This is a genomic window from Brumimicrobium sp. (genome assembly GCA_023957385.1).
Lineage (GTDB): Bacteria > Bacteroidota > Bacteroidia > Flavobacteriales_D > Crocinitomicaceae > Brumimicrobium.
On record JAMLGZ010000001.1, the window covers coordinates 903,033 to 924,859 of the forward strand.

The 21,827-nt window shown below is 34.2% G+C and carries 17 protein-coding genes and 2 pseudogenes; 10 read left to right on the top strand and 9 right to left on the bottom strand.

Going from position 1 to position 21,827, the window contains the following annotated elements:
- Positions 1-8: 8 nt before the first annotated feature.
- On the bottom strand, positions 9-470 hold the full coding sequence (locus M9897_03950) for a hypothetical protein (GenBank protein MCO5268032.1): 462 nt from the start codon (positions 468-470) through the stop codon (positions 9-11).
- Between the two features lie 60 nt (positions 471-530).
- On the opposite strand from M9897_03950, the gene M9897_03955 reads away from it, so the two are divergent.
- Positions 531-1,199 carry a DUF4294 domain-containing protein gene (locus tag M9897_03955; GenBank protein MCO5268033.1) on the top strand — a complete coding sequence of 223 codons (669 nt, stop codon included), beginning with the start codon at positions 531-533 and terminating at the stop codon, positions 1,197-1,199.
- Between the two features lie 121 nt (positions 1,200-1,320).
- On the opposite strand, the gene yajC is transcribed toward M9897_03955, so the two are convergent.
- Genes yajC through M9897_03975 form a run of 4 tightly spaced genes read right to left on the bottom strand, consistent with a single transcriptional unit; the run spans position 1,321 to position 4,030 of the window.
- Entirely contained in the window at positions 1,321-1,608 is a 288-nt protein-coding gene (gene yajC / locus M9897_03960) for a preprotein translocase subunit YajC (protein ID MCO5268034.1), read from the bottom strand.
- A 26-nt stretch (positions 1,609-1,634) separates the two neighbouring features.
- Positions 1,635-2,027 (bottom strand): DUF1573 domain-containing protein, encoded by a 393-nt coding sequence (locus tag M9897_03965; protein MCO5268035.1) that lies wholly within the window; start codon positions 2,025-2,027, stop codon positions 1,635-1,637.
- 3 nt (positions 2,028-2,030) lie between these two features.
- Entirely contained in the window at positions 2,031-2,987 is a 957-nt protein-coding gene (gene nusB / locus M9897_03970; protein MCO5268036.1) for a transcription antitermination factor NusB, read from the bottom strand.
- A 5-nt stretch (positions 2,988-2,992) separates the two neighbouring features.
- Positions 2,993-4,030, bottom strand: coding sequence for a leucine dehydrogenase (locus M9897_03975; protein MCO5268037.1), 1,038 nt, complete (start codon positions 4,028-4,030; stop codon positions 2,993-2,995).
- Between the two features lie 151 nt (positions 4,031-4,181).
- Between M9897_03975 and M9897_03980 the strand changes: the two genes are divergently transcribed.
- The 5 genes and pseudogenes from M9897_03980 (at position 4,182) to M9897_04000 (ending at position 14,067) form a co-directional block, all read left to right on the top strand.
- Positions 4,182-5,942 carry an ABC transporter ATP-binding protein/permease gene (locus tag M9897_03980; protein ID MCO5268038.1) on the top strand — a complete coding sequence of 587 codons (1,761 nt, stop codon included), beginning with the start codon at positions 4,182-4,184 and terminating at the stop codon, positions 5,940-5,942.
- A complete protein-coding gene (gene uvrA, locus M9897_03985; GenBank protein MCO5268039.1) occupies positions 5,943-8,723 on the top strand; it encodes an excinuclease ABC subunit UvrA in 2,781 nt (926 codons plus the stop codon).
- Between the two features lie 154 nt (positions 8,724-8,877).
- Positions 8,878-10,491: pseudogene (locus M9897_03990) on the top strand (M4 family metallopeptidase).
- A 126-nt stretch (positions 10,492-10,617) separates the two neighbouring features.
- A pseudogene (locus tag M9897_03995) lies at positions 10,618-10,770 on the top strand (PKD domain-containing protein).
- A gap of 3,129 nt (positions 10,771-13,899) precedes the next feature.
- The gene (locus M9897_04000; protein MCO5268040.1) at positions 13,900-14,067 is read left to right on the top strand and encodes a T9SS type A sorting domain-containing protein; all 168 of its coding nucleotides are present in this window, start codon (positions 13,900-13,902) and stop codon (positions 14,065-14,067) included.
- Between the two features lie 60 nt (positions 14,068-14,127).
- Here M9897_04000 and M9897_04005 read toward each other — a convergent pair whose 3' ends face one another.
- Together M9897_04005 and M9897_04010 are read right to left on the bottom strand one after the other, a co-directional pair.
- Positions 14,128-14,697: a TlpA family protein disulfide reductase gene (locus M9897_04005; protein ID MCO5268041.1), complete on the bottom strand. Its 570-nt coding sequence runs from the start codon at positions 14,695-14,697 to the stop codon at positions 14,128-14,130.
- Positions 14,697-15,062, bottom strand: a complete 366-nt coding sequence (locus tag M9897_04010) for a CoA-binding protein (protein MCO5268042.1) — start codon at positions 15,060-15,062, stop codon at positions 14,697-14,699. Before M9897_04010 ends, M9897_04005 begins: the two co-directional genes overlap by 1 nt.
- Before the next feature lie 82 nt (positions 15,063-15,144).
- Between M9897_04010 and M9897_04015 the strand changes: the two genes are divergently transcribed.
- Both M9897_04015 and M9897_04020 read left to right on the top strand, forming a co-directional pair.
- A complete protein-coding gene (locus M9897_04015; GenBank protein ID MCO5268043.1) occupies positions 15,145-15,549 on the top strand; it encodes a hypothetical protein in 405 nt (134 codons plus the stop codon).
- Positions 15,550-15,674: 125 nt separating this feature from the next.
- Positions 15,675-16,310: a Crp/Fnr family transcriptional regulator gene (locus M9897_04020; GenBank protein ID MCO5268044.1), complete on the top strand. Its 636-nt coding sequence runs from the start codon at positions 15,675-15,677 to the stop codon at positions 16,308-16,310.
- 69 nt (positions 16,311-16,379) lie between these two features.
- Here the strand turns inward: M9897_04020 and M9897_04025 are convergent, their stop codons facing one another.
- Complete coding sequence (locus M9897_04025; GenBank protein MCO5268045.1) at positions 16,380-17,180, bottom strand: redoxin domain-containing protein; 801 nt, start codon at positions 17,178-17,180, stop codon at positions 16,380-16,382.
- A 259-nt stretch (positions 17,181-17,439) separates the two neighbouring features.
- Between M9897_04025 and M9897_04030 the strand changes: the two genes are divergently transcribed.
- Together M9897_04030 and M9897_04035 are read left to right on the top strand one after the other, a co-directional pair.
- Positions 17,440-17,931, top strand: coding sequence for a hypothetical protein (locus tag M9897_04030; GenBank protein MCO5268046.1), 492 nt, complete (start codon positions 17,440-17,442; stop codon positions 17,929-17,931).
- 4 nt (positions 17,932-17,935) lie between these two features.
- Positions 17,936-20,317 carry a heavy metal translocating P-type ATPase metal-binding domain-containing protein gene (locus M9897_04035; GenBank protein ID MCO5268047.1) on the top strand — a complete coding sequence of 794 codons (2,382 nt, stop codon included), beginning with the start codon at positions 17,936-17,938 and terminating at the stop codon, positions 20,315-20,317.
- Positions 20,318-20,490: 173 nt separating this feature from the next.
- Here the strand turns inward: M9897_04035 and M9897_04040 are convergent, their stop codons facing one another.
- A complete protein-coding gene (locus M9897_04040; protein MCO5268048.1) occupies positions 20,491-21,495 on the bottom strand; it encodes a T9SS type A sorting domain-containing protein in 1,005 nt (334 codons plus the stop codon).
- Between the last annotated feature and the right edge of the window lie 332 nt (positions 21,496-21,827).

Below are 21,827 nucleotides of genomic sequence, written 5' to 3' on the forward strand. Positions count from 1 at the left end.
CTATCAGTTTATTTCTTCATGTTTTTTAAACATTGCTTTACCTTTTTCTCATGCTTTAGGCGTTCTTCCGGAGTGGAATTTGGTTGTATCAGCATGGTTTTACATTTACTATCAATAAATTCCGAGCGAGCCATAACTTTATCAAACTCATCATCATTCGCTGCCATTAAAGCATTATTAACAGAATCACTTTTCTGAATACAAGTACAAAAATCCCATTGCTCACCATATTTCTTTTCGATTTCCTTTTGAGCTTCCTTTACATCAGCATTATCTGATGTATTTTTTGTTACTCCAGCAGTTGTAACAGTAGTCTCATCTTCATTGTTTTCATCTTCTAAAGAAGTGTGATCTTCTTGAATAGTGTCGTTTAGATTGTTTGCATCTTCGATAGAATTACTTTTACATGATGTAAAAAATAATATACTCAAAATAAAAAATAAGCAAGAAATAAGTGTAATTGGTCTCATGGTGTAATATTTGTATAAAAAAACTCGTTAACAGGTTATGCTAATATAATGATAAAACAAATGAAATATCTATTTTTTTTATTTTTTATTTTATTGCACGGAGTTTTTTTTGCCCAAAATGAGGAGGATACTACTATTAGACGTATCCAAGTATATGATGGCTTTAGCATCTCGAATCGTTTTCATAGCGAGTATAGAAATTTACTTCCTAAAGTACAGAAAGTATATCCTTTGGCATTAGAAGCAGCTAAAATTATAGATTCTTTGAATCAAGAATTAGGAGAATCAAAGAATAAAAGACAACAAAAAAAGATTAAGACTCAAACAAAAAAAGATTTAAAAGAGAATTTTAAATTCTTAGTGAAAGATTTATATGTTTCAGAAGGTCAGGTGTTAATGAAATTAATCTATCGAGAAACTGGTATGTCTGTCAATGAAATAATACGAAAATATGGAAGTGGAGCTCAAGCTGCTTTCTATTCAGGTATGGCTTATTTCTTTGAACAAGATTTAGATGCTGTTTATCACCCTAACGATGAAGATTTTGTTATAGAATGTATAGTTCAAGATATTAAATCAGGAAAAGTTTATTGTAATAAGGTGATTAAAACAATTAATAAACAGGAATATAAAGAAAACATGAAAGAGTATAGGATACAACGCAAGAAAACGAGTAAAGTGGTTAAAGACCAAAAGAAAAAGGATAAATCTTCTAAAAAGAAGAAATAAAATGTGTATCCGTTTGTTTACCCCAAAAAACAGGTTATAAAGTAAAGATGCTGGAAGTTTTGCCTTAAAGTTAAATACCGTTATTGACCTTCAACTTTAAGGCAGTCTTCCAATGAATCTCTTACTTGTCTGTGCTAGCTAATTGCTGCTCGTCAATTCCTGTTGAGATAGCGCTTTTTTCTACTCGAATTTTAGAGCTTCCTTCGCAACTCAACAATACGTTTGTATCACCGATTTCCAAAATTTTCCCATGTAAACCGCCAATAGTCACAACTTTATCACCGACAGCTAACCCTTCTCTAAATTTCTTTAATTCTTTTTGTTTTTTCATCTGTGGGCGTATCATTAAGAAATAAAATACTCCTAAGATTAAAACTAACATTATTAATTGTGATCCTCCTTGTCCCATGTTTTTCTTTTTTATATAATTATTAATTAATTTACTGTTGCTTTGATGGTTACAGTTGTAGTAGAAGGGCGTGTATTTGCCGTAATATTGATAGGCTTCATAATTTTCCCTTTTCCAGTTTTATCCGTATCTACTTCTGTTTTGATAATACTTGTTTTTCCTGGATCAATTGGATCTTCATCATATTCAGAAACCGTACAACTGCATGCGGGCTCAATATTTGCGATAACCAATGGATATTTCCCAGTATTCTTAATTATAATATCTGCTTTAATAATTTCTCCCTTTGCAACGGTTCCTGCATCATAAACTTCCTCTACCTCTATGGTAGTATATTGCCCTACTTGCATTTCGTTGTCTCCTTTTCCGGAGCAAGAAACAAGCGCAATAAGAAACAAACAAATTAATATTTTCTTCATAGCTTATTCTTTGATTAAACCTCTTCCTGTTTTTTTGATTCTCCCTTCTTTCTCTAATAATTCAATCGCTTTATCAAGAATACCATTGATAAATACATTACTTTTTGGAGTACTATAATATTTAGAAATATCAATGTATTCATTCAGGGTAACCTTTGTTGGGATATTGTTAAAGTGAATCAATTCAGTAATGGCTAATTCCATTAATAAAACATCCATTTTAGCAATACGCTCAAGTTCCCAGTTCTTAGTAAGTTGATCAATTATCCGTAGATTATCTTCTCTGTTCTGGATAGCTTCCCGTAATAATGTAACAATGAATTCTTGCTCGTCATCATCTGCTTTGTATAAAGGAAGAATTTCATTTCTATTTTCTTTATTTTCCTCAAATGATTTAATCGTTTTCAAGACCATGGAGCAAGTTAAATCTATATCATCCATCCAATACACACTTTGTTCCTCAAAAAAATCATAAAGGAGTTCAAAATTGGCTATTTCAGTTTTGAATAATTGCACCATAAATTCTTTGTCCTCTTCAAATCCTTCTTTGTTGTTGTTCATGAATTCGAAATAGGTTTCAGACTGTAGAATTTGCATAAATAATTTGCGCATCAATTCTTGCTTTTCAGCCCCCATCCAATTAGCCTTGATGATTTCGGTCTGACGGCGTAACTCCGTGTTTCCCTCAATAAGTTGAATGACTTTGTTATTTACAAACTTTTCATTGGGATGCAAATCTTCTTCTGATGGCAGATACTTATTTTTGTTGTCATCAATTCTTCTTTCAGCTTTTACTTTTAATTCCGGGAAAATCTGAAGCAATGAGATGTATAAAACATACATCTGATCTATTGCTTTCAGCAATTCTTTTTTAGCCCATAGAAACTCTACGCCTTCAGTTTGCGTGAAGGCGTAGAGAGTTTGTAAGACTTTAATACGTAAATGTCTTCTGTTTAGCATTGATATTAATAAGGTAATTTTAATTTTCCAACTGCCTCTATTCTTTCTTCTGCTACCTTATTTGCAATAGCATAAGTTGGGATCTTTTCTTTTGCCGAACGGTCAATAATTTGGTAGATAGTATCGTAGATACCTTCAGCTTTTCTTAGTGCCCATTCAGAAGAAACTCCTACTACTTCTGCATATACGTTGATAACACCTCCTGCATTGATAGCAAAGTCAGGTGCATAAATGATTCCTTTATCTAAGATATCATTTCCTTGTTTTACTTCGTTGGCCAATTGGTTGTTTGCAGAACCAGCGATAATAGAACATTTTAGACGAGAAAGTGTATCATCATTTACAGTAGCTCCTAATGCACAAGGTGCATAGATGTCCATGTCAATATCATAAATTTCGTCTATTCCAACTACTTTTGCTCCATATGTGTTAGCTACTCTTTTTAAAGCATCTTGATTAATATCAGTGATAAATACTTCTGCATTTTCATCTCTTAAGTGCTTTACTAAATATTCACCAACATGACCAATACCTTGAACAGCAACTTTCTTTCCTGCCAAACTATCATTTCCAGTTTGCTTTTTAACACAAGCTTTCATCCCAACATATACTCCCAATGCTGTAATTGGAGATGGATCACCACTTTTTCCTGGTAAACCAACTACGTGATTTGTTTCCATATTCACATAAGACATATCGTTTGGATTGATACCTACGTCTTCAGCTGTGATATATTTCCCTCCTAAACTGTTAACGAATTGTCCAAAACGTCTAAATAATGCTTCAGATTTCATAGTTTTAGAATCTCCAATGATAACTGCTTTACCTCCTCCAAGGTTTAATCCGGAGATAGAATTCTTGTAAGTCATACCTCTTGAAAGACGTAATACATCGTTTAAAGCTTCTAACTCGTTGTTATACATCCACATACGAGTTCCTCCTAATGCAGGTCCCAATGTGGTGTTATGAACTGCTATAATTGCTTTTAAACCTGTAGCATTATCATTACAAAATAAAAGTTGTTCGTGATTGTACTCACTCATTGCAGCAATAACAGGATTATCTTTCAAATCCTCTTTGCTAATTTTTCTAGTTTCTATCATTCTGTCTTGTTTTATAATCAAACATTCAATGCAATTGACTATTTTTGTACGCTAGAAATTGCATTTTCCATGCAAAAATAACAAATTATAGATGAAGTCTCTTAGTTATTTAAACAAATATTTTTTAAAATATAAATGGTATCTTTTATTAGGAACGCTATTTATTATTGGGACAAATTATCTATATGTTGAAATGCCTTTGATTGTCAAGGATGCAGTGAATAAGTTTCAGGAAGGATTTGATGTGGAGAATTGGTTAAGTATTACACTTAGACTGGGTGGAATCTATATTCTTTTATCTATTGGGAAAGGTGTTTTTCTCTTTTTTACTCGACAAACAATTATTATCATGTCGCGGTATATCGAGTATGATCTAAAGAATGAAATTTATACACATTATCAAAAACTTAACTTTAATTTTTATAAGAAAAATAGCACAGGAGACTTGTTAAATCGTATCTCGGAGGATGTAACCTTAGTAAGACAATACCTAGGACCGGGTGTAATGTACACGATTAACTTATTAGTACTATTTGGGTTTACTTTAGCATTTATGTTACGAATAAGTGTGGAGCTTACTATTTATACGCTACTTCCACTACCTATTATGTCTATTCTTATTTATAAAGTTTCTAGCATAGTTAATAGGTTGAGTGATAAGGTGCAAAGTCAGCAATCCAAGATTTCTACTATTGTTCAAGAAACTTTTTCAGGAATTTCGGTTCTTAAGACTTATAGCGGAGAGAAGAAGGTACAAAGTGCTTTTGAAAAAGAATCAGATGAATATTTGGGTCGTCACATGAGTTTGGTAAAGGTAGATGCTTTCTTTATGCCTACGATTACCTTCTTGATAGGTTTGAGTACAATTTTAACTATCTATTATGGAGGTATCTTAACTTTTGATACGCAAGAGGCAATCACCTCAGGAGATATTGTTGCATTTATTTTTTATGTAAATATGTTAACCTGGCCGTTTGCAAGTATTGGCTGGGTAACCTCAGTTGTGCAACGTGCTGCGGCTAGTCAAGAACGTATCAACGAGTTTTTAAGAGAGGAGCCAGAAGTGAAGAACTCAACGAATGATATATTTGATTTTCAAGGTGGAATTTCATTTAAAAATGTAAGCTATACTTTTCCGAATTCAGGAATTCAAGCAATAAAAAATGTAAGTTTTGATATTCAAAAAGGAGAGACTTTAGCTATTCTAGGGAGAACTGGTTCAGGGAAAAGCACCATCTTGAATTTATTGATGCGTCATTTTGACCCAGTGGAAGGAAGTATAGAGCTTGATGGTAAAAATTTGAGAGATATTAATCTCTATGATTATCGCAAACAGGTCGGGATTGTGCCGCAAGAAGTATTGCTATTTTCTGACTCCATCCGAAATAATGTGAGTTTTGGTTTATTAGACGATGAACATGTAAGTGAAACTGAAATTATTGAAGCTCTAACACATAGTCATGTATGGCATAATATAGAAGAATTCAGAGATGGTTTAGATACCTTGTTAGGGGAAAGAGGGGTTAATTTGAGTGGGGGACAAAAACAACGTATTAGTATTGCTCGAGCACTCATTCGTAAGCCGAAATTACTCATCCTAGACGACTGTCTATCAGCTGTGGATACAGAAACAGAAGAAATTATCTTGAAAAATCTGGATACATTTTCAAAAGATTCTACTAAGCTCATTGTGAGTCATAGAGTATCTTCTATACGCAATGCTCATCGTATTTTAGTGCTTGAAAATGGAGAAAAAATAGAGGAAGGAACACATGATGAACTTTTGGCTTTAAATGGTGTTTATGCTGATGTATATCATAAGCAATTATTAGAAGAACAAAAAGAAGTATAAGTGAAAGAGGTATTCATTCATATAAAAGGCGCTCGAGAGCATAACCTGAAGAATATTGATGTCAAAATCCCACATGGAAAGATGACAGTTATCACTGGACTTTCAGGTTCAGGTAAATCCTCACTTGCTTTTGATACTTTATATGCAGAAGGTCAACGAAGATATATTGAAAGTTTGTCGGCTTATGCGCGCCAATTCCTAGGGAAATTAGACAAGCCAAAAGTAGATTTTATTAAGGGGATTTCTCCTGCCATTGCTATACAACAAAAGGTGAGTTCTACGAACCCTCGCTCTACCGTCGGAACTGTTACCGAGGTTTATGATTATCTCAAGGTTTTATATGCGAGAATCGGGAAAACTTATTCCCCTGTTAGTGGAGAAGAAGTAAAAAAACATACGGTAGAAGATGTAGTTAATTTTATCAAAAAACATAAACAAGGGGAGAAATTCATGGTGCTTGCACCAAATACGAATTTTCAGCGTTATGGTTTAAAACATCAGTTAGAAGTATATAAAGATCAAGGGTATGTACGTGTCAAAATAGATAAGACGATATATACAATTGAGGAAGCTCTAGCAAATATGCCTGAAAAAATTAAGCATTTTTATTTGGTAATTGATCGATTGAGTGTTCCTGTGGATGATACATACTACGCGCGTATCGCAGATTCAATTCAGTTGAGTTTTGCTGAAGGTAGTGGAGAAAGTATCATTTATTTTCCAGATACAGATAAAGCACATAGTTTTTCTAATCGTTTTGAATTAGATGGAATGGTTTTCGTGGAACCAAACTTACATTTTTTTACATTCAATAACCCGTATGGGGCTTGCCCTACCTGTGAAGGTTTTGGTTCTGTTTTAGGAATTGATGAGAATTTAGTTATTCCTGATAAGTCAAAATCTGTTTATGAAGAAGCAGTAGTTCCTTGGCGGGGAGAGAAGATGAAGAAATATTTAAAGAAATTTATAACTGCTGCTGTAGATGTTGATTTCCCAGTACATCGACCTATTGATAAACTTTCTGAAGAAGAATATGATATTCTTTGGAATGGAAAAGGGAAAGTGTTTGGTATCAATCATTTTTTTGATTATCTAAATACAAAGAAATATAAGATTCATGTGCGTGTAATGCTTGCACGTTATCGTGGAAAAACCAAATGCCCTGACTGTAAGGGTACTCGCCTACGAAAAGATGCCAATTACGTAAAAGTCGGTGGAAAGTCTATCAAGGAAATTATGCTATCGTCTATCGAGGATAATTTGGATTTTTTTAATCATATTCAATTATCCAAGCATGATTTGGAAATCGGAAAACGAATTTTAACTGAGATTCGCAATCGTTTAAATTGGTTGAATGAAGTAGGTTTAGGCTATCTTACCTTAAATCGACAAGCTAATACACTCTCAGGGGGAGAATCTCAACGTATTAATTTGGCAACATCACTAGGAAGTAGTTTGGTAGGATCTATGTATATTTTAGATGAGCCAAGTATAGGTTTGCACCCAAAGGATACGCAGCGACTCCTCAAGGTATTACATGAATTACGCGATTTGGGAAATACAGTTATTGTAGTAGAACATGAAGAGGCAATCATGCGAGCAGCAGATGGGATTTTGGATATTGGACCTTTAGCTGGAATAAATGGAGGGGAAGTTGTTTTCCAAGGCACACATAACCAGTTAATTTTATCAAAAAATAGTCTGACTGCTGATTATTTAACGGGAAGAAAGCGTATTGAAGTTCCTGCCAAACGTAGAAACTTAAAAAATGCTATTCACATTATTGGGGCAACTGAAAATAATTTAAAAAATATCAATGTACGGATTCCTTTAGAAGGAATGGTTTGCATTACAGGAGTGAGTGGTTCAGGTAAATCTACTTTAGTCCGCAATATTTTATATCCATCCATCGAAAAACACTTGGATATCCATACACATACACCAGGGAAATTCCAAGAATTAACAGGGGATTTATCATTGGTGGAAGCAGTAGAGTTTGTAGATCAAAATCCGATTGGCCGCTCTTCTCGTAGTAACCCGGTTACTTATGTAAAAGCCTTTGATGATATCCGCAACCTATTTGCCAATCAACATGCTGCCAAAATTAATAATCTAAAAGCAGGTTACTTTAGTTTTAATGTACCAGGCGGGAGGTGTGAAGTATGTGAAGGAGAGGGAGTTATTACGGTTCCCATGCAATTTATGGCTGATGTAGAACTAAAATGTGATACTTGTCATGGAACACGATACAAGACAGAAACTTTAGAGATTAAATACAATGGGAAATCAATCTCGGATATCTTAGAAATGGATATCGATGAAGCATTAACTTTTTTCTCATCAGGGAAAGGGAATTTGGAGTCAAAAATTGTGGAGAAACTCCAACCTTTAATAGATGTGGGCTTAGGATATTTAAAATTAGGGCAATCTTCTTCTACATTATCTGGTGGAGAAGCTCAACGTGTAAAATTGGCTTCCTTCTTAATTAAGGGGAAAAACCCAAAAAAGACATTGTTTATTTTTGATGAACCCACAACTGGATTGCATTTTGATGATGTGAATAAATTATTGATTTCCTTAAATAGACTCATTGAGATTGGACATTCTATAGTGATCATAGAACATGATTTAGATGTTGTTAAGAATGCAGATTGGGTAATAGATTTGGGACCAGAGGGTGGTGAGAAAGGGGGGGGGCTAGTTGCTCAGGGAACACCCGAACAAGTTGCTACTTGCAAAGAGAGTTATACAGGGAACTATTTAGCAGAAAAACTGACCTAACCCCAATCAATTCATAGTTCAAAAGAGAAGGCCGATGCAACTAAAATGAAGCTTTGTCTTTTTTTTTAAAAGAAATACACTTTATATTTTTTTTTCTATAGTTTTTTTGTAACTTTAGATTGCTTAAACAATAAAACTATTCATTATGAAACTGATGTTCTATACTCTTGTATTCCTATTTTTTGGATTTCTAACAACAAGCATTTACGCTGATTCGTATGTTTTAACTGGAGAGGATGCCTCTAAAAGAATTGAAAATACTCAAGTTATTCGATACAATGATCGAAGTCCATTACCCAATTATATTCAGTTTAAAGTTGGGTATTATTTACCAAAACAAAATTTTAATACTTGGACAGCTCAATTCTTTCGAGGAAGTGGGGGTAATACAACATTTCAATATGTAAATCAAGTAAATGATCAAATAGGATATACACATGATGTATATCAACAGATGATTTATGGAATTCCTGTTCAGTTTGGTGTTATTAAAACACATGCTAGAGGGAATGATATCTATTCTATTAGTGGGGAAATGTATCCTGCTACTGTGAATGTATCTATAGCTGCTATAAGTGAGCAAGCAGCTTTAAATAAAGCACTAACGTTTATTGGAGCTCAAAAATATATGTGGCAAGATGCAGATCAAGAGAAACATTTTAAGTGGGAACAAGAAAATCCGGATACAACATATTTTCCCACAGGAAGTCTTACCTATATATATAAAGATAATGAACCATCCAATCTTATGCGTTTAGCATATAAGTTTGACGTGTATGCCGAAATTCCTTTGAGTAGAAGATATATTTGGGTAGATGCAGTTACAGGTGAGATTTTATATGAGAATAATATATTATGTCATGCAAACGCTACGGGTACAGCTCAAACACAATACAGTGGAACTCAAACAATCACAACAGATAAGGTAAATAACAACCAATATCGTTTGAGAGAAACTGGGAGAGGAGCGGGAAATACGGATGTTCAAACCTTTAATATGAAGAAAGGAACCAATTATGGAAATTCTGTGGATTTTACCGATACAGATAATAATTGGAACAATGTAAATGCAAATAAGGATCAATACGCTACGGATGCACATTGGGGGCAAGAGATGACAGTTGATTATTTTTGGTTAAAACATAACAGAAATAGTATCAATGGGAATGGTATGGCAGTTAAAGGCTATGTTCATTACAGTACTAACTATTTGAATGCCTTCTGGGATGGGTCAAGAATGACCTATGGAGATGGATCTCAAGGATATAATCCATTAACATCTATTGATATCGCTGCACATGAAATTACACACGGGGTGACTCAATATACAGCGGGATTAAATTACCAAAACCAATCTGGGGCATTGAATGAATCATTTAGTGATATTTTTGGAAATAGTATTGAATATTTTGCAAAACCAGGTGGGGCTAGCTGGCAAGTCGGAGAAGGTTTGGGTGGAGCTGCTTTTAGAAGTATGTCTAATCCTAAAAGTTTTGGAGATCCCAATTGCTATCAGGGGCAATATTGGTACACAGGTACGGGAGATAATGGAGGTGTTCATCAAAATAGTGGTGTTCAAAATTTTTGGTATTATTTGATGGTCCAAGGAGGTGCTGCAACCAATGATTTGGGAAATGCTTACAATGTTACAGGAATTGGTTGGACTTCTGCTTCTGAGATTGCTTATAGAAATCTAGCACATTATTTAAGTGCAAATAGTACCTATGCTGATGCAAGATTCTATGCAATACAATCTGCAGAGGATTTGTTTGGACCATGCTCTCAAGAATATGTTACCACTACCAATGCATGGTATGCGGTTGGAGTTGGAAGTGCATATTCTGGATCAGCTGTTAACGCGAGTTTTGCAGGAACTCAAACTACTTGGTGCTCAGTGCCTCATCAAGTAGATTTTGCTAATACGGGTTCTTCGGGTAGTGGAATTACTTATTTATGGGACTTTGGTGACGGAACAACTTCAACGAACCAAAATCCGTCACACACCTATACAAGCTTTGGACAATATGATGTAACACTTACAGTTACATCTACCTCTTGTGGTTCAGATGTAGAAACTATAACAAATTTTATTAATATTGACCCAAACAATGATTGTTATAGTTGTGATACCTTAAATTTACCACCTCCAGGCACCTTAACAGTATATGGTACTCAGCAAGGAGGTTATATAACAGGATGGAATGGTTATCATGATAAATGTATTACCAATAAATTTACCAATTTCACACCTTATTCTCAGGTTACGGGAGCCTTTATCTATTTCTATTATTTGTATGATGGAGGCAACAATGCGCAAGTTGAGATTAATATATGGGATAATACAGGTACAGGAGGAAATCCTGGAAACATCATAGGTACAGAAACAATTTCTCTCTTAAATTTAGCGAATATATTAAATGGACATGGAATTTTGTACATTGATTATCCATCTCCAATAACTGTGACACCAGAATATTACCTTGGTGTAAGAATGCTAGGTTTTGGTGCAACAGATTCACTTGCCATTGTGTCTAATAAAGATGGAGACTCACCAGTGGATATGGTATGGATCCAGGAGAGTAATAATACATGGGGTAGTTTTTCTAGTCAGTGGGGTGGGACTTCCTTAGATTGTTATATTTCACCAATAATGACAGAAACTCCTCCACAGGCTATTATAACTCCAAGCGCACTTACTATTTGTACAGGTTCTTCTATTCATTTTGATGGAACGGGTTCTCTGAATGTGGGTAGCTATTCTTGGAATTTCCCCAATGGAAGTGTTACCAACTCTACAGATGGTGAAATAGATGTTTCTTATGCTACACCAGGAACTTATAAGGCTTATTTACATGTAGTTGGTGGTTGTTCAGGGGTTGATGTTGACTCTGTTACCATCACAGTAACGAATGGATCTAATATAAACATTGCAGCTTCTCAGACAACGATTTGTGAAGGCGAAAGTGTAACCTTAGTAGCAAGTGGAGGATCAAATTATTCTTGGGATAATGGGTTGGGGAATGGATCAACAAAGACTGTATCTCCGACTTCAACGACAACTTATACAGTTTCTTCAAGTGTAGGTGGATGTACCTCAGTAAAAACAATTCAAATTACTGTGAATTCCATCCCTGATGTCATAATTAACGCATCTCAAACTTCTATTTGTGAAGGTGAGAGTGTTACGCTGGAGGCTAGTGGAGCTTCCACATATTCATGGAGTAACGGTCTAGGTAATGGTGCAAATAAAACTGTTACACCAACTCAAACTACAAGTTATACTGTAACTGGAACTACTGGATCTTGCTTTGATACTGAAACAATACAAATTCTAGTTAATCCTACTCCTATTGTTTCAATCACTGCTTCACAAGCAGTTATTTGTGCAGGTGATGATGTTACTCTGGAAGCTAGTGGCGCATCTATATATACATGGGACAATGGTTTAGGTGGTGGATTTTCACACGTAGTTTCTCCAACATCAACTACAACATATGTAGTAACAGGAACTATGGGAGGATGCTCAGCAACCGCTTCGATAGAAATAACTGTTGTTCCAGCTATCGATGTAAATATTGCTGCATCTCAAACGACAATTTGTCCAGGTGATGATGTAACGCTAACTGCTAGTGGTGCATCTAATTATGCCTGGGCTGATGGTTTGGGTACTGGATCTAGTATTGTTGTGACTCCTACTCAAACTACAACTTATGAGGTAACTGGTACTTCCGGCGGTTGTGTTGATACAGAGACAATTGAAATTGTTGTTGCACCATCCATAGATATTCAAGTTGTAGCATCCCAGACAACTATTTGCTCTGGAGAAGATGTTACTTTAACGGCTAGTGGAGCTTCTAGTTATTCGTGGGATAATGGTTTAGGCTCTGGAGCAGTTCAAGTTGTGTCTCCAACCCAAACTACAACTTATGAGGTGACTGGTACTTCAGGAAACTGTGTTGATACTGAGACGATTGAAATTATAGTTGAGCCTGGTGTTAATTTAAGTATCACCGCTTCTCAATTGACTATTTGCACAGGTGATGATGTTGTGCTTACTGCTAGTGGAGCAGCTTCATATTCATGGGATAATGGATTGGGTACAAATAGCTCCATTACTGTTTCACCTACTTCAACTACAACGTATAGTGTAACAGGTACTTCTGGAAATTGTTCTGATAGTGAAACGATTGAAATTATTGTAGTTCCTGGAGTTGCTGTTTCTATTTCTTCTTCTCAGCCTGCCGCATGTATGGGTGATACAATTACTTTAACGGCAAGTGGAGCTGGTACTTATACATGGTCGAATGGTTACGGAACGGGCACATCTATTCAAGTAACTCCTTCTCAAACAACAACCTATGAGGTGACTGGAGTTGCTGGTTCATGTAGCGGATCTGAAACCATAGAAATTGTGGTAAATCCATTACCGACTGTTAATTTATCAGCATCTGAAACTAGTATATGTAACAATGAAGATGTTACTTTAATGGCTAGTGGAGCTGATAGTTATGTTTGGAATAATGGTTTGGGAAATGGTTCTATTCAAATTGTTTCACCAACTCAAACTACAGTTTATACTGTATATGGAGCGGATAACTCGACAGGATGTGAAAATTCGGCATCTGTTACAATTTATGTGGGAGAAGGACAGGTTGTTTCGGCAACTGCTTCTACTCTATCTATTTGTGCTGGTGATACTGTTTATATGAATGCTTCAGGAGCTAATAATTATTCTTGGACACCTTCAGGTGATATTGTTGAAACTTCAGTTGATGGTTCTAATATTACTGCAGTTCCTAGTCAATCTACTGATTATACGGTCATAGGTAGTGGAAATTGTGGAGCTGGTTTTCAAACTATTCATATTACTGTCTATGATTATCCAAATCCAAGCATTACCCAATATGGAAATACTTTGGTGGTGAATCTTCAAATTGGCGAGTCTGCTGAATGGTTCTTAAATGGTGTGTCTATAGGAAATGAGCCTAGTATAAATATTACTGAAGATGGCGATTATACAGTGATAGTTAATAATGGTGGTTCATGCTCTTCTACTCTTAGTGGTCATTTTATCTACGATACAACTAGCTTACTAGAAGAAATAGCAAATAATCTTAAGATTTATCCTAATCCAACAAATGGTAAGTTTATTGTCGAATGGAGTACTTCTATTCACATGAAAGATATTATTGTAATGGATGTAATTGGTCGGGTTATTATGAATCTCCAAACAGATAATTCAACTACTCAATCGATTGATTTAACTGAATTTGAAACTGGAGTATATGTGTTACAAATGATTACTGAGAATGGAGCAATCAATAGAAAAGTAACGAAAAGATAAAATTGATTAAGATAAAAGGGAAGAGGCTGTTTCGAAATTAAATTTGAACAGCCTCTTTTATTATTTTGCTAGTTCTTTATCGAGTAAATCATGAATATCTTGGCTATCCCAATTTTTGGTACCAACCTCTTTGATGATAATTTTTCCTTGTTTGTCTACTACAAAGGAAGTGGGTAATAAGTCTGATTCTAATTCTTTTGGAGGATTATTTACTTGAAAATAAATGGGTAAATCATATTCGTTTTTTATCATAAATTGCGAAACTTTGGAAGGGTCATCACTAGCTACAAAATAAAAATCTACTTTGTCTTTATAGCTATTATATAATTTCTGAAAGGAAGGCATTTCCGCCACACAAGGGGGACACCAAGTAGCCCATGAATTAATGATAATAACTTTCCCTTCAGAGATAGAAAGATTAGTTTGTTTCCCTTTTAAATCAACGAGTATCCAATTATAAGAATTCAAAGATTCTCGCTTATCTTCAGCTATTTCAGACGGAGAAAATGCAATCATACGCTGTACGAATGCCACTACAGGAATACGGACAGATGGAATGAGTAATAAGCCAAGCAACAAGGCAAAAAAGATGTCCCATTTTCGTTTCCAAATCCATTTTTTGTAATCCATTAGTATGATTTTGTGGTTAATAAAACTAAAGTACAAGCAATCTCTGTCTCAATTCCATTGTCTTTAAGCATTTTCTGGAATTCTGCATTTTCGGTTCCAGGATTAAAGATTACACGCTTTGGATGTAGCTTTATGATTTGCTCATAATAAGGCTCCTGATTACTCGCAGAAAGATAGAGAGTAACCGTATCAAAGTCGGGATCTGTTGGGAAATTAGTTTTAATTTCTACTCCATTAATCTTACCCATTTTATTGCCGTATGCCACGACAGGCATTCTATTTTCTTGTAACATACGGACAGCTTTGTTAGAATATCGTTCTTCTTTCACGCTTGCCCCTATGACCAATGTCTTTTTCTTTTCCATGTTACAAAGATAGGGAAAGTATTTGAGTCAACTTTTTAAGAATTTTGTATCTTTGAGATTCTTGCTAAATTTTATTAAAAATATGAGATTCCTTATACTGTTATTTTCCTTTCTATTTTTATTTTCTTGTACTAATCATTCAGAAAATAAACCAATAGATAAAAGACAATTATTACTTCAGGGAGAATGGCGTTTGGTGCAATCCGATAAGCCTTTTAAAATTTTTAGAGTTGGAATGAAATTCTCTGAAGATAGTCATGTCTTTGCCATTGATTCTCAAGGACATACTATTCCTCCAACACATGAGATAGAATATTCTATCCAAGAGGATACTTTAAAAATTGTTGATTACAAATATGATGTAAATACGATCTTTGAAAAAGGGACGATTATATTCATTATCAAGGAAATTTCGCAAGATAAGTTAGTGTTAGAGATGCTACATCCAGATACTCCTAATCAATTAATTTTTGAAGATTTGAAATAATGGTATTTAATTATCAAGCATTATTGTTTGTAAATGTTTTCAGTAGCTTTCCAATGATTTTTATCATTTAACCAAAGAATTTATTAATTTTGTTGAAATTTAAAGAGATAAAAAAACTCAAATCTATGGAGCATATTGTTTTTGAGAAAATTAACGCTGAAAAATCACTTTTAAAATACCACAAAGGAGAATTTATTTTTAAGGAAGGAACAAATACCTATGGTGTTTATTGCCTACTTAAAGGAAAGGTAAAATTAGTGAAAAGGGGTGAGGATGGTAGAGACCATATTTTAAGATTATATCGTACAGGAGATATATTAGGATATCGTTCCTTTTTTGGAACAAGCGGATACAATGCCAGTGCGGTTGCTATTGAGGACTGTGAAGTAAGTTTTATAGATAGAGAAGTTTTCTTACAAAATTTGGAGGACAACTATTTTTTAACTTTTGAGATGCTCAAGATTTTTGCAAAGGAATTAAAAAGAACAGATATTCATCTAACTAATTTAGCCCAGAAGCCTGTTAGAGAAAGAGCTGCAGAAGCTTTATTATTTATACACCAAACGTATGGCTTTACTGAAGATGGAAAAACGCTAAATGCCTCTTTTAGTAGAGAGGAAATTGCAACAATTGTGGGAACAGCAACGGAATCTATAATTCGTGTGCTTTCTGACTTTAATAAAGATGGTTTAATTGAATTGAATGGAAAGGAAATTGCTATTCCAAATATTGCTAAACTGGAAAAAGTAGCAACTTTGTAATAGAATTCAAAATATAGTATATGAATGAAAAAGCCCAGCTATTAGCTGGGCTTTCTTGTTTGTTAAATATTATTTAATAATAAACTTCTTGTTTTGACTTTGACCTTCTGGAGTCACAATATGAAGTAAGTAAATTCCGCTAGCTAAATCTAATTGCATTTTAAATTGATTGTTCTTGGCAAAATCCTGTTTAAATACTTGTTTCCCTTGTGTGTCCAATATGATTGCTGAAATTTCAGAAGATGTAGGTAAAGCGATGTTTAGTAATCCTTCAGAAACAGTTGGGTAAATATCAAAATCTATGACTTGTTCATGACTTAAACCTAAACTACAATCTTGAACTTGAGGGTTGAATCCACTAGGGAATGCAGCCTCAAAATTTGCTACGCTACTCACAGGCCAGATATCTCCGTTGATTAACTTATTGTCTGGACCAATTAGGCAGTATGTAGGATATGCAGCTATGCCAAACTGATTATCAACAGCTAGGGCATTTCCCTCTGAGCTAATTGCTGGGCAATGATTTGTCGAACCTCCATAATTAGCTTCAAATTGGTCAACTATTGTGTTTATATCACTTGATAGACTGGTTACTGAAAGAGAAAATAAATCTCCACCATTACATCCATACTTATCATATACTTGATTGAAAATTGGAGTGGTTGCTTGACAAGGAGGGCATGAGGAAAAGAAAAAATCTATAAGAACATATTTTCCTGATGCAGTAATATCATATAGTGAATAGCTATTTCCTTTTGTATCTGTTACAGTAAAGTTAGCAACGGTGCTACCTACACTGTATGTAGTAACTTGAGAATATCCAAATGCAGTAAATAAAATGGATAGAGCTAAAAGTAAATTTTTTTTCATAAGGTTTTAGTTTAAAATTATATTGCAATGTAATTGAAAATATGTGGATTAGCAAATTTAATTTAAATTATTATAGATAATTAGTTGTTTGAATTTGCCGTAATTTAATAAGACTTACAGTTGTTTTAAAGGAGTTCAATTTCTGATGTCAAATTAATTTAAATATCTTCTTTTCAAAGAAAAAACTGACAAACATCATGTTTTTATCCTATTAATGTCATTTTTCAAATATGGAGAATGTATGAACTTTGTAAATATTATGAATGAATTGATTCTGGAAAATAAAATAAATGCTCTAATGGTGAAAGATTTAATGGATGATATTATTGAAAGTGCTTATCCTGATTTCTTTGCTACGTGTGATAGAATGAGTAGTGAAATAGCGTTGAGTATTGATAGTATGGAAACAGAAATGTTGCTGAATGCTATTGAGTCAATTAAAGGGGAAGTTGAACGTATTTTTTACCGTGAAAAGTTAGTAGTATATCCTTTCATTCAAACAAGCATCTTAAATAAACAAGAAATTAATCTATCTACTCTTCAAAAGGTTGATTCTGAAATGAATAAGGTGAGTAAAAATATTCAAAATCTTATTGAAAAAATACGAACTTTTGAAATGGCTGATAAAGAGAAAGATTCAAAATCTATCTTGATTATGCTTTCTAATATGGTAAACAATAGTTGGCAAGTACTTTCTAGTAAGAGATTACGTTTAAATTCCAGTATTTCTTCCGATATTACCAAAAAATAAATAAATGACCGAAAGGGGTGCCTGCTTTCATTGTGGAGATGTCTGTGATTCTCATGCATTTGAGTTAGGAGATAAGAAATTTTGTTGCCAAGGCTGCCTACAAGTATATCAATTACTAAATACTAATGAACTAGATAATTATTATTGTCTCAATGAAAAACCGGGGCAAAAAATCAAAGTAATCCCAAAAGAAAAATTTTCCTTTCTAGATGAAGAAAGCATTGTTCAACAATTGCTCTCTTTTCGCAATAAAGAACAAGCCCAAGTTTCTCTCTACTTACCGCAAATGCATTGTAGTTCTTGCTTATGGCTTTTGGAGAATTTATCACAAATAAATGATAATATCCTTTCCTCGCAGGTTAACTTTAATCAAAAAATAGTAAAAATTGTATTTAAAATTGATCAATTTAGTTTAAGACAATTAGCCGAATTACTTGCACATATTGGATATGAACCTGTGATTGATTTACATGGAGAAAAAGAGAACGCTAAAAAATATAGCTCAAAAAGAGCTTATTTAAAACTTGGAATAACTGGTTTTTGCATGGGAAACATTATGTTAATTGCTTTTCCCGAGTATGTAGGTCTAGATCCTGCTGAAAACCCTGATTTAAACTTGTTCTTTAATGCAACAAATGTTCTCTTATCTATTCCTGTTGTTTTTTATGGGGCTCAGGAATTCTTTATCAATGCTTGGTATAGTTTTCGACAGAAATATATTAATATCGATGCACCTATCGCTTTGGCTATTGCTGTAACTTATCTACGTAGTTTATATGAAGTGTTTTCTGGAACAGGTGGTGGTTTTTTTGACAGCCTAGCAAGTATTACTTTTTTTATGTTGCTCGGAAGAACCCTACAAAATCGAAGTAATGCTTCGTTGAAATTTAACCGAGATTATAAGTCGTATTTTCCAATAGCAGTCACTAAAATCACGGAAGGTATTCAATCTATGGTCAAACTTGAAGATATTCAGGAAAGCGACATACTATTTATTCATCACCAAGAAGTAGTACCAACGGATTGTTTGCTTTCTAAAGGGAATGCAAAAATTGATTATAGTTTTGTGACTGGAGAAGATAAAGCAGAAACAATAGAAAAGGGAGAGATTATTTATGCTGGAGGAAGGAATATAGGTGAAACAGTAGAGGTAGTTGCTGTCAAATCTTTTAACCAAAATAGTTTTACGACTCTATGGAATAATGAAGCTTTTCAACGGAATGAAAATGATAGAAAAAGCCGTATTACTGTAATAGGAAGATTCTTTGCCTTCGTAACGATTATTACTTCATTGAGTGCATTTATTTACTGGACTATACAAGGAGATTCACAAATTGCGTGGCAGGCTGCAACAGCTGTTTTGATTATTGCTTGCCCTTGTTCTTTACTGCTTACAGCTTCCTTCACGAATGGGTATGTTTTGCAATTATTTTCAAAATTTGGTTGTTATTTGAAGAATGCTCTTGTTCTCGAAAATATGGGAAGTATAGATTATATTGCTTTTGATAAAACAGGGACGCTAACCGAACCAAGTGAAGCAGACGTTGCAGTCGAAATAAATACCCTAAACGAAGAGGAATTATCTAAAGTAATTAGCATTACCTCCCAAAGTTTGCATCCTCTTAGCAGAGCCATTACACGTTACTTTGGTGACACTAAATTGTATAAACACAACAATATTGTACTTCAGGAAATTACAGGTAAGGGAATTGAAGCTAATATAAATGGGGATACATATAGGATAGGGAGTGCTACATTTACAAATTCATTACTTGCTACACAAGGAAAAACTTCTGTTTTTGTTTCCATAAACAATGAAATAAAAGCACATTTCAGTTTTGATATTTCGTTGATCCCAGGAACAGAAATTATGATTCAGGAATTGACTAAAAAATATGAAATTTCACTTATTTCAGGAGATAATACTTCTTCAAAAGAGCGTCTGTTAAAATTGTTTGGGAAGGAGGATAAATTAAATTACTGTATGCGCCCCGAAGATAAGTTAGAATTTGTGAAATCTCGTCAGCAGGAAGGTAAAAAGGTTATGATGATAGGAGATGGCTTGAATGATGCTGGCGCACTTCAACAGAGTGACGTAGGAGTTTCAGTGGTAAAATCTTCATTTGCATTTAGTCCCAGTTGTGATGTAATTATGGATGTTACCAAACTTCATTTATTGCCATCTTTCCTTCAATGGGCGAAAGGTACAAAACGCTTAATTAATATAGGATTTGGCTTTTCAATTTTGTTTAATATTTTTGGACTGTCTTTTGCGCTTACAGGTGGTTTAACTCCTTTGGTAGCAGCTATATTAATGCCTTCTTCAACCTTGACCATCATCTCTATTGCGTATTTCGGTTCGAGGAGAATGATACGGGTAAAGTAATCTATATTTAATATATTTCCGTTCACAAACTCTCAATTAGTTAAGCTCAAGGTAAAAAGTGAAATGCTGGTTACTATCTGTTGGAAAGGTAATTATTCTTATCTAACTTATAAAAAAAAGAGGCTGTCAATTTTAGTTTTGAGACAGCCTCTTATATACTATTAGTTTCCTAATTATCTAATTACAACTCTTTGTGTTGTTGTAACATTATTGTTAGTCACTTTTACAAAATAGATCCCTTGATTTAGACTAGCTACATTGATAGTTTCAGAAGTAGAGTTTACATTTGAAGTATAAACTGAGCGACCTAATGCATCAACCATTTCTATAGCAACCTCACCTTTAAGAGAAGGGAAAGAAACATTTAAAATATCATTTGCTGGGTTTGGATAAACTGTAAAATTAGTTAATCCTTCTTTAACCAATCCTGAAGGTGTTGGTTCTTCAAGGCTTAAAACCACGCTAAAGTCCATGAATCCTGTTTCCATAGATACATGAATGAATAAAGGAAGTTTATTATCAGTTAGACTATAGTATTCATATTGGTTTCTAATGATATTAAGATCTCCTAGAGGTGTTCCCGGTACAAAAATAGAATCGATAACATTGTATCGTAATACGTCTGTATAATCGTTTGTAGCTAATTTTAAAGTACCTTTTCCATCTACTTTCACATAAGATTTTCCTGAGAAAGGAAAACTCATTCCCATGATACTAACTGCTCCTGTATAAGTACTTGTTAAAGCATCACCATAATTAAAAGGGAAATTATAGTACTCTACATCTGTACCATCAAAAGTAGCAACTGCATCTCCTATTCCAGAAATTTGGAATACAAAACCGTTAGAAATAACTCCAGCGGCATCTACGGTTGTAAAGCTAGTTGTTAAATTTTCAATGTCTATCGCGTGAGTAGCTGTTGCGAAATCTGATGAGAAACTTGTGGATGAAGGATCCATTACGGTTAGAAGACGTGTGGTTCCATTGTATCCTGTGGCAGAACTATAATCCCAAGTCACACTATTTCCTACGGTAGCACTATAATTAGGAGCCATACTGTCAATCAAGAAGTAAGTGTCTCCCGTACCTATTGTAGGGTAAGTGCTTTGAGTAAACTGAGCTTTCACTCCCATTCCTATAAATAGAGCAGAAGCAAGTAAAAGTAAAGATTTTTTCATGTTTAAATTTTTAGTATTATTAGTCAAATGTAATATAAACCTATAAATTACACAATCTTAGACGCATATTTTTAATTAACGGTTGGATGTGTATTTAAATGGATTTTTTGATAAGCTTAGGATGAAAGTGAAGTACCGATAGTTATTGGCATGAAATAAGAAAGTTATTGTTAAAAATGTTGGGTTCACCAATTCCCCCTCTGGAGGGGGGTAGGGGGGAGGACTGGAGGAATCCTTTAGTCAGAAATATTGAAATTAAAAGCCAAATACGAATAGTTATCGATTGGAAAAAGGAAAGAGGAAAGTGCAACTTTCCTCTTTCCTCTCTATAG

Coding starts and splice junctions, on each gene's coding strand:
- M9897_03950 (MCO5268032.1), bottom strand. CDS start 470: ATGAGACCAATTACACTTATTTCTTGCTTATTTTTTATTTTGAGTATA.
- M9897_04035 (MCO5268047.1), top strand. CDS start 17,936: ATGACCGAAAGGGGTGCCTGCTTTCATTGTGGAGATGTCTGTGATTCT.
- M9897_04015 (MCO5268043.1), top strand. CDS start 15,145: ATGAGATTCCTTATACTGTTATTTTCCTTTCTATTTTTATTTTCTTGT.
- M9897_04000 (MCO5268040.1), top strand. CDS start 13,900: ATGAAAGATATTATTGTAATGGATGTAATTGGTCGGGTTATTATGAAT.
- M9897_04030 (MCO5268046.1), top strand. CDS start 17,440: ATGAATGAATTGATTCTGGAAAATAAAATAAATGCTCTAATGGTGAAA.
- nusB (MCO5268036.1), bottom strand. CDS start 2,987: ATGCTAAACAGAAGACATTTACGTATTAAAGTCTTACAAACTCTCTAC.
- M9897_03975 (MCO5268037.1), bottom strand. CDS start 4,030: ATGAGTGAGTACAATCACGAACAACTTTTATTTTGTAATGATAATGCT.
- M9897_03965 (MCO5268035.1), bottom strand. CDS start 2,027: ATGAAGAAAATATTAATTTGTTTGTTTCTTATTGCGCTTGTTTCTTGC.
- M9897_03955 (MCO5268033.1), top strand. CDS start 531: ATGAAATATCTATTTTTTTTATTTTTTATTTTATTGCACGGAGTTTTT.
- M9897_04025 (MCO5268045.1), bottom strand. CDS start 17,180: ATGAAAAAAAATTTACTTTTAGCTCTATCCATTTTATTTACTGCATTT.
- M9897_04005 (MCO5268041.1), bottom strand. CDS start 14,697: ATGGATTACAAAAAATGGATTTGGAAACGAAAATGGGACATCTTTTTT.
- yajC (MCO5268034.1), bottom strand. CDS start 1,608: ATGGGACAAGGAGGATCACAATTAATAATGTTAGTTTTAATCTTAGGA.
- M9897_03980 (MCO5268038.1), top strand. CDS start 4,182: ATGAAGTCTCTTAGTTATTTAAACAAATATTTTTTAAAATATAAATGG.
- M9897_04040 (MCO5268048.1), bottom strand. CDS start 21,495: ATGAAAAAATCTTTACTTTTACTTGCTTCTGCTCTATTTATAGGAATG.
- M9897_04020 (MCO5268044.1), top strand. CDS start 15,675: ATGGAGCATATTGTTTTTGAGAAAATTAACGCTGAAAAATCACTTTTA.
- M9897_04010 (MCO5268042.1), bottom strand. CDS start 15,062: ATGGAAAAGAAAAAGACATTGGTCATAGGGGCAAGCGTGAAAGAAGAA.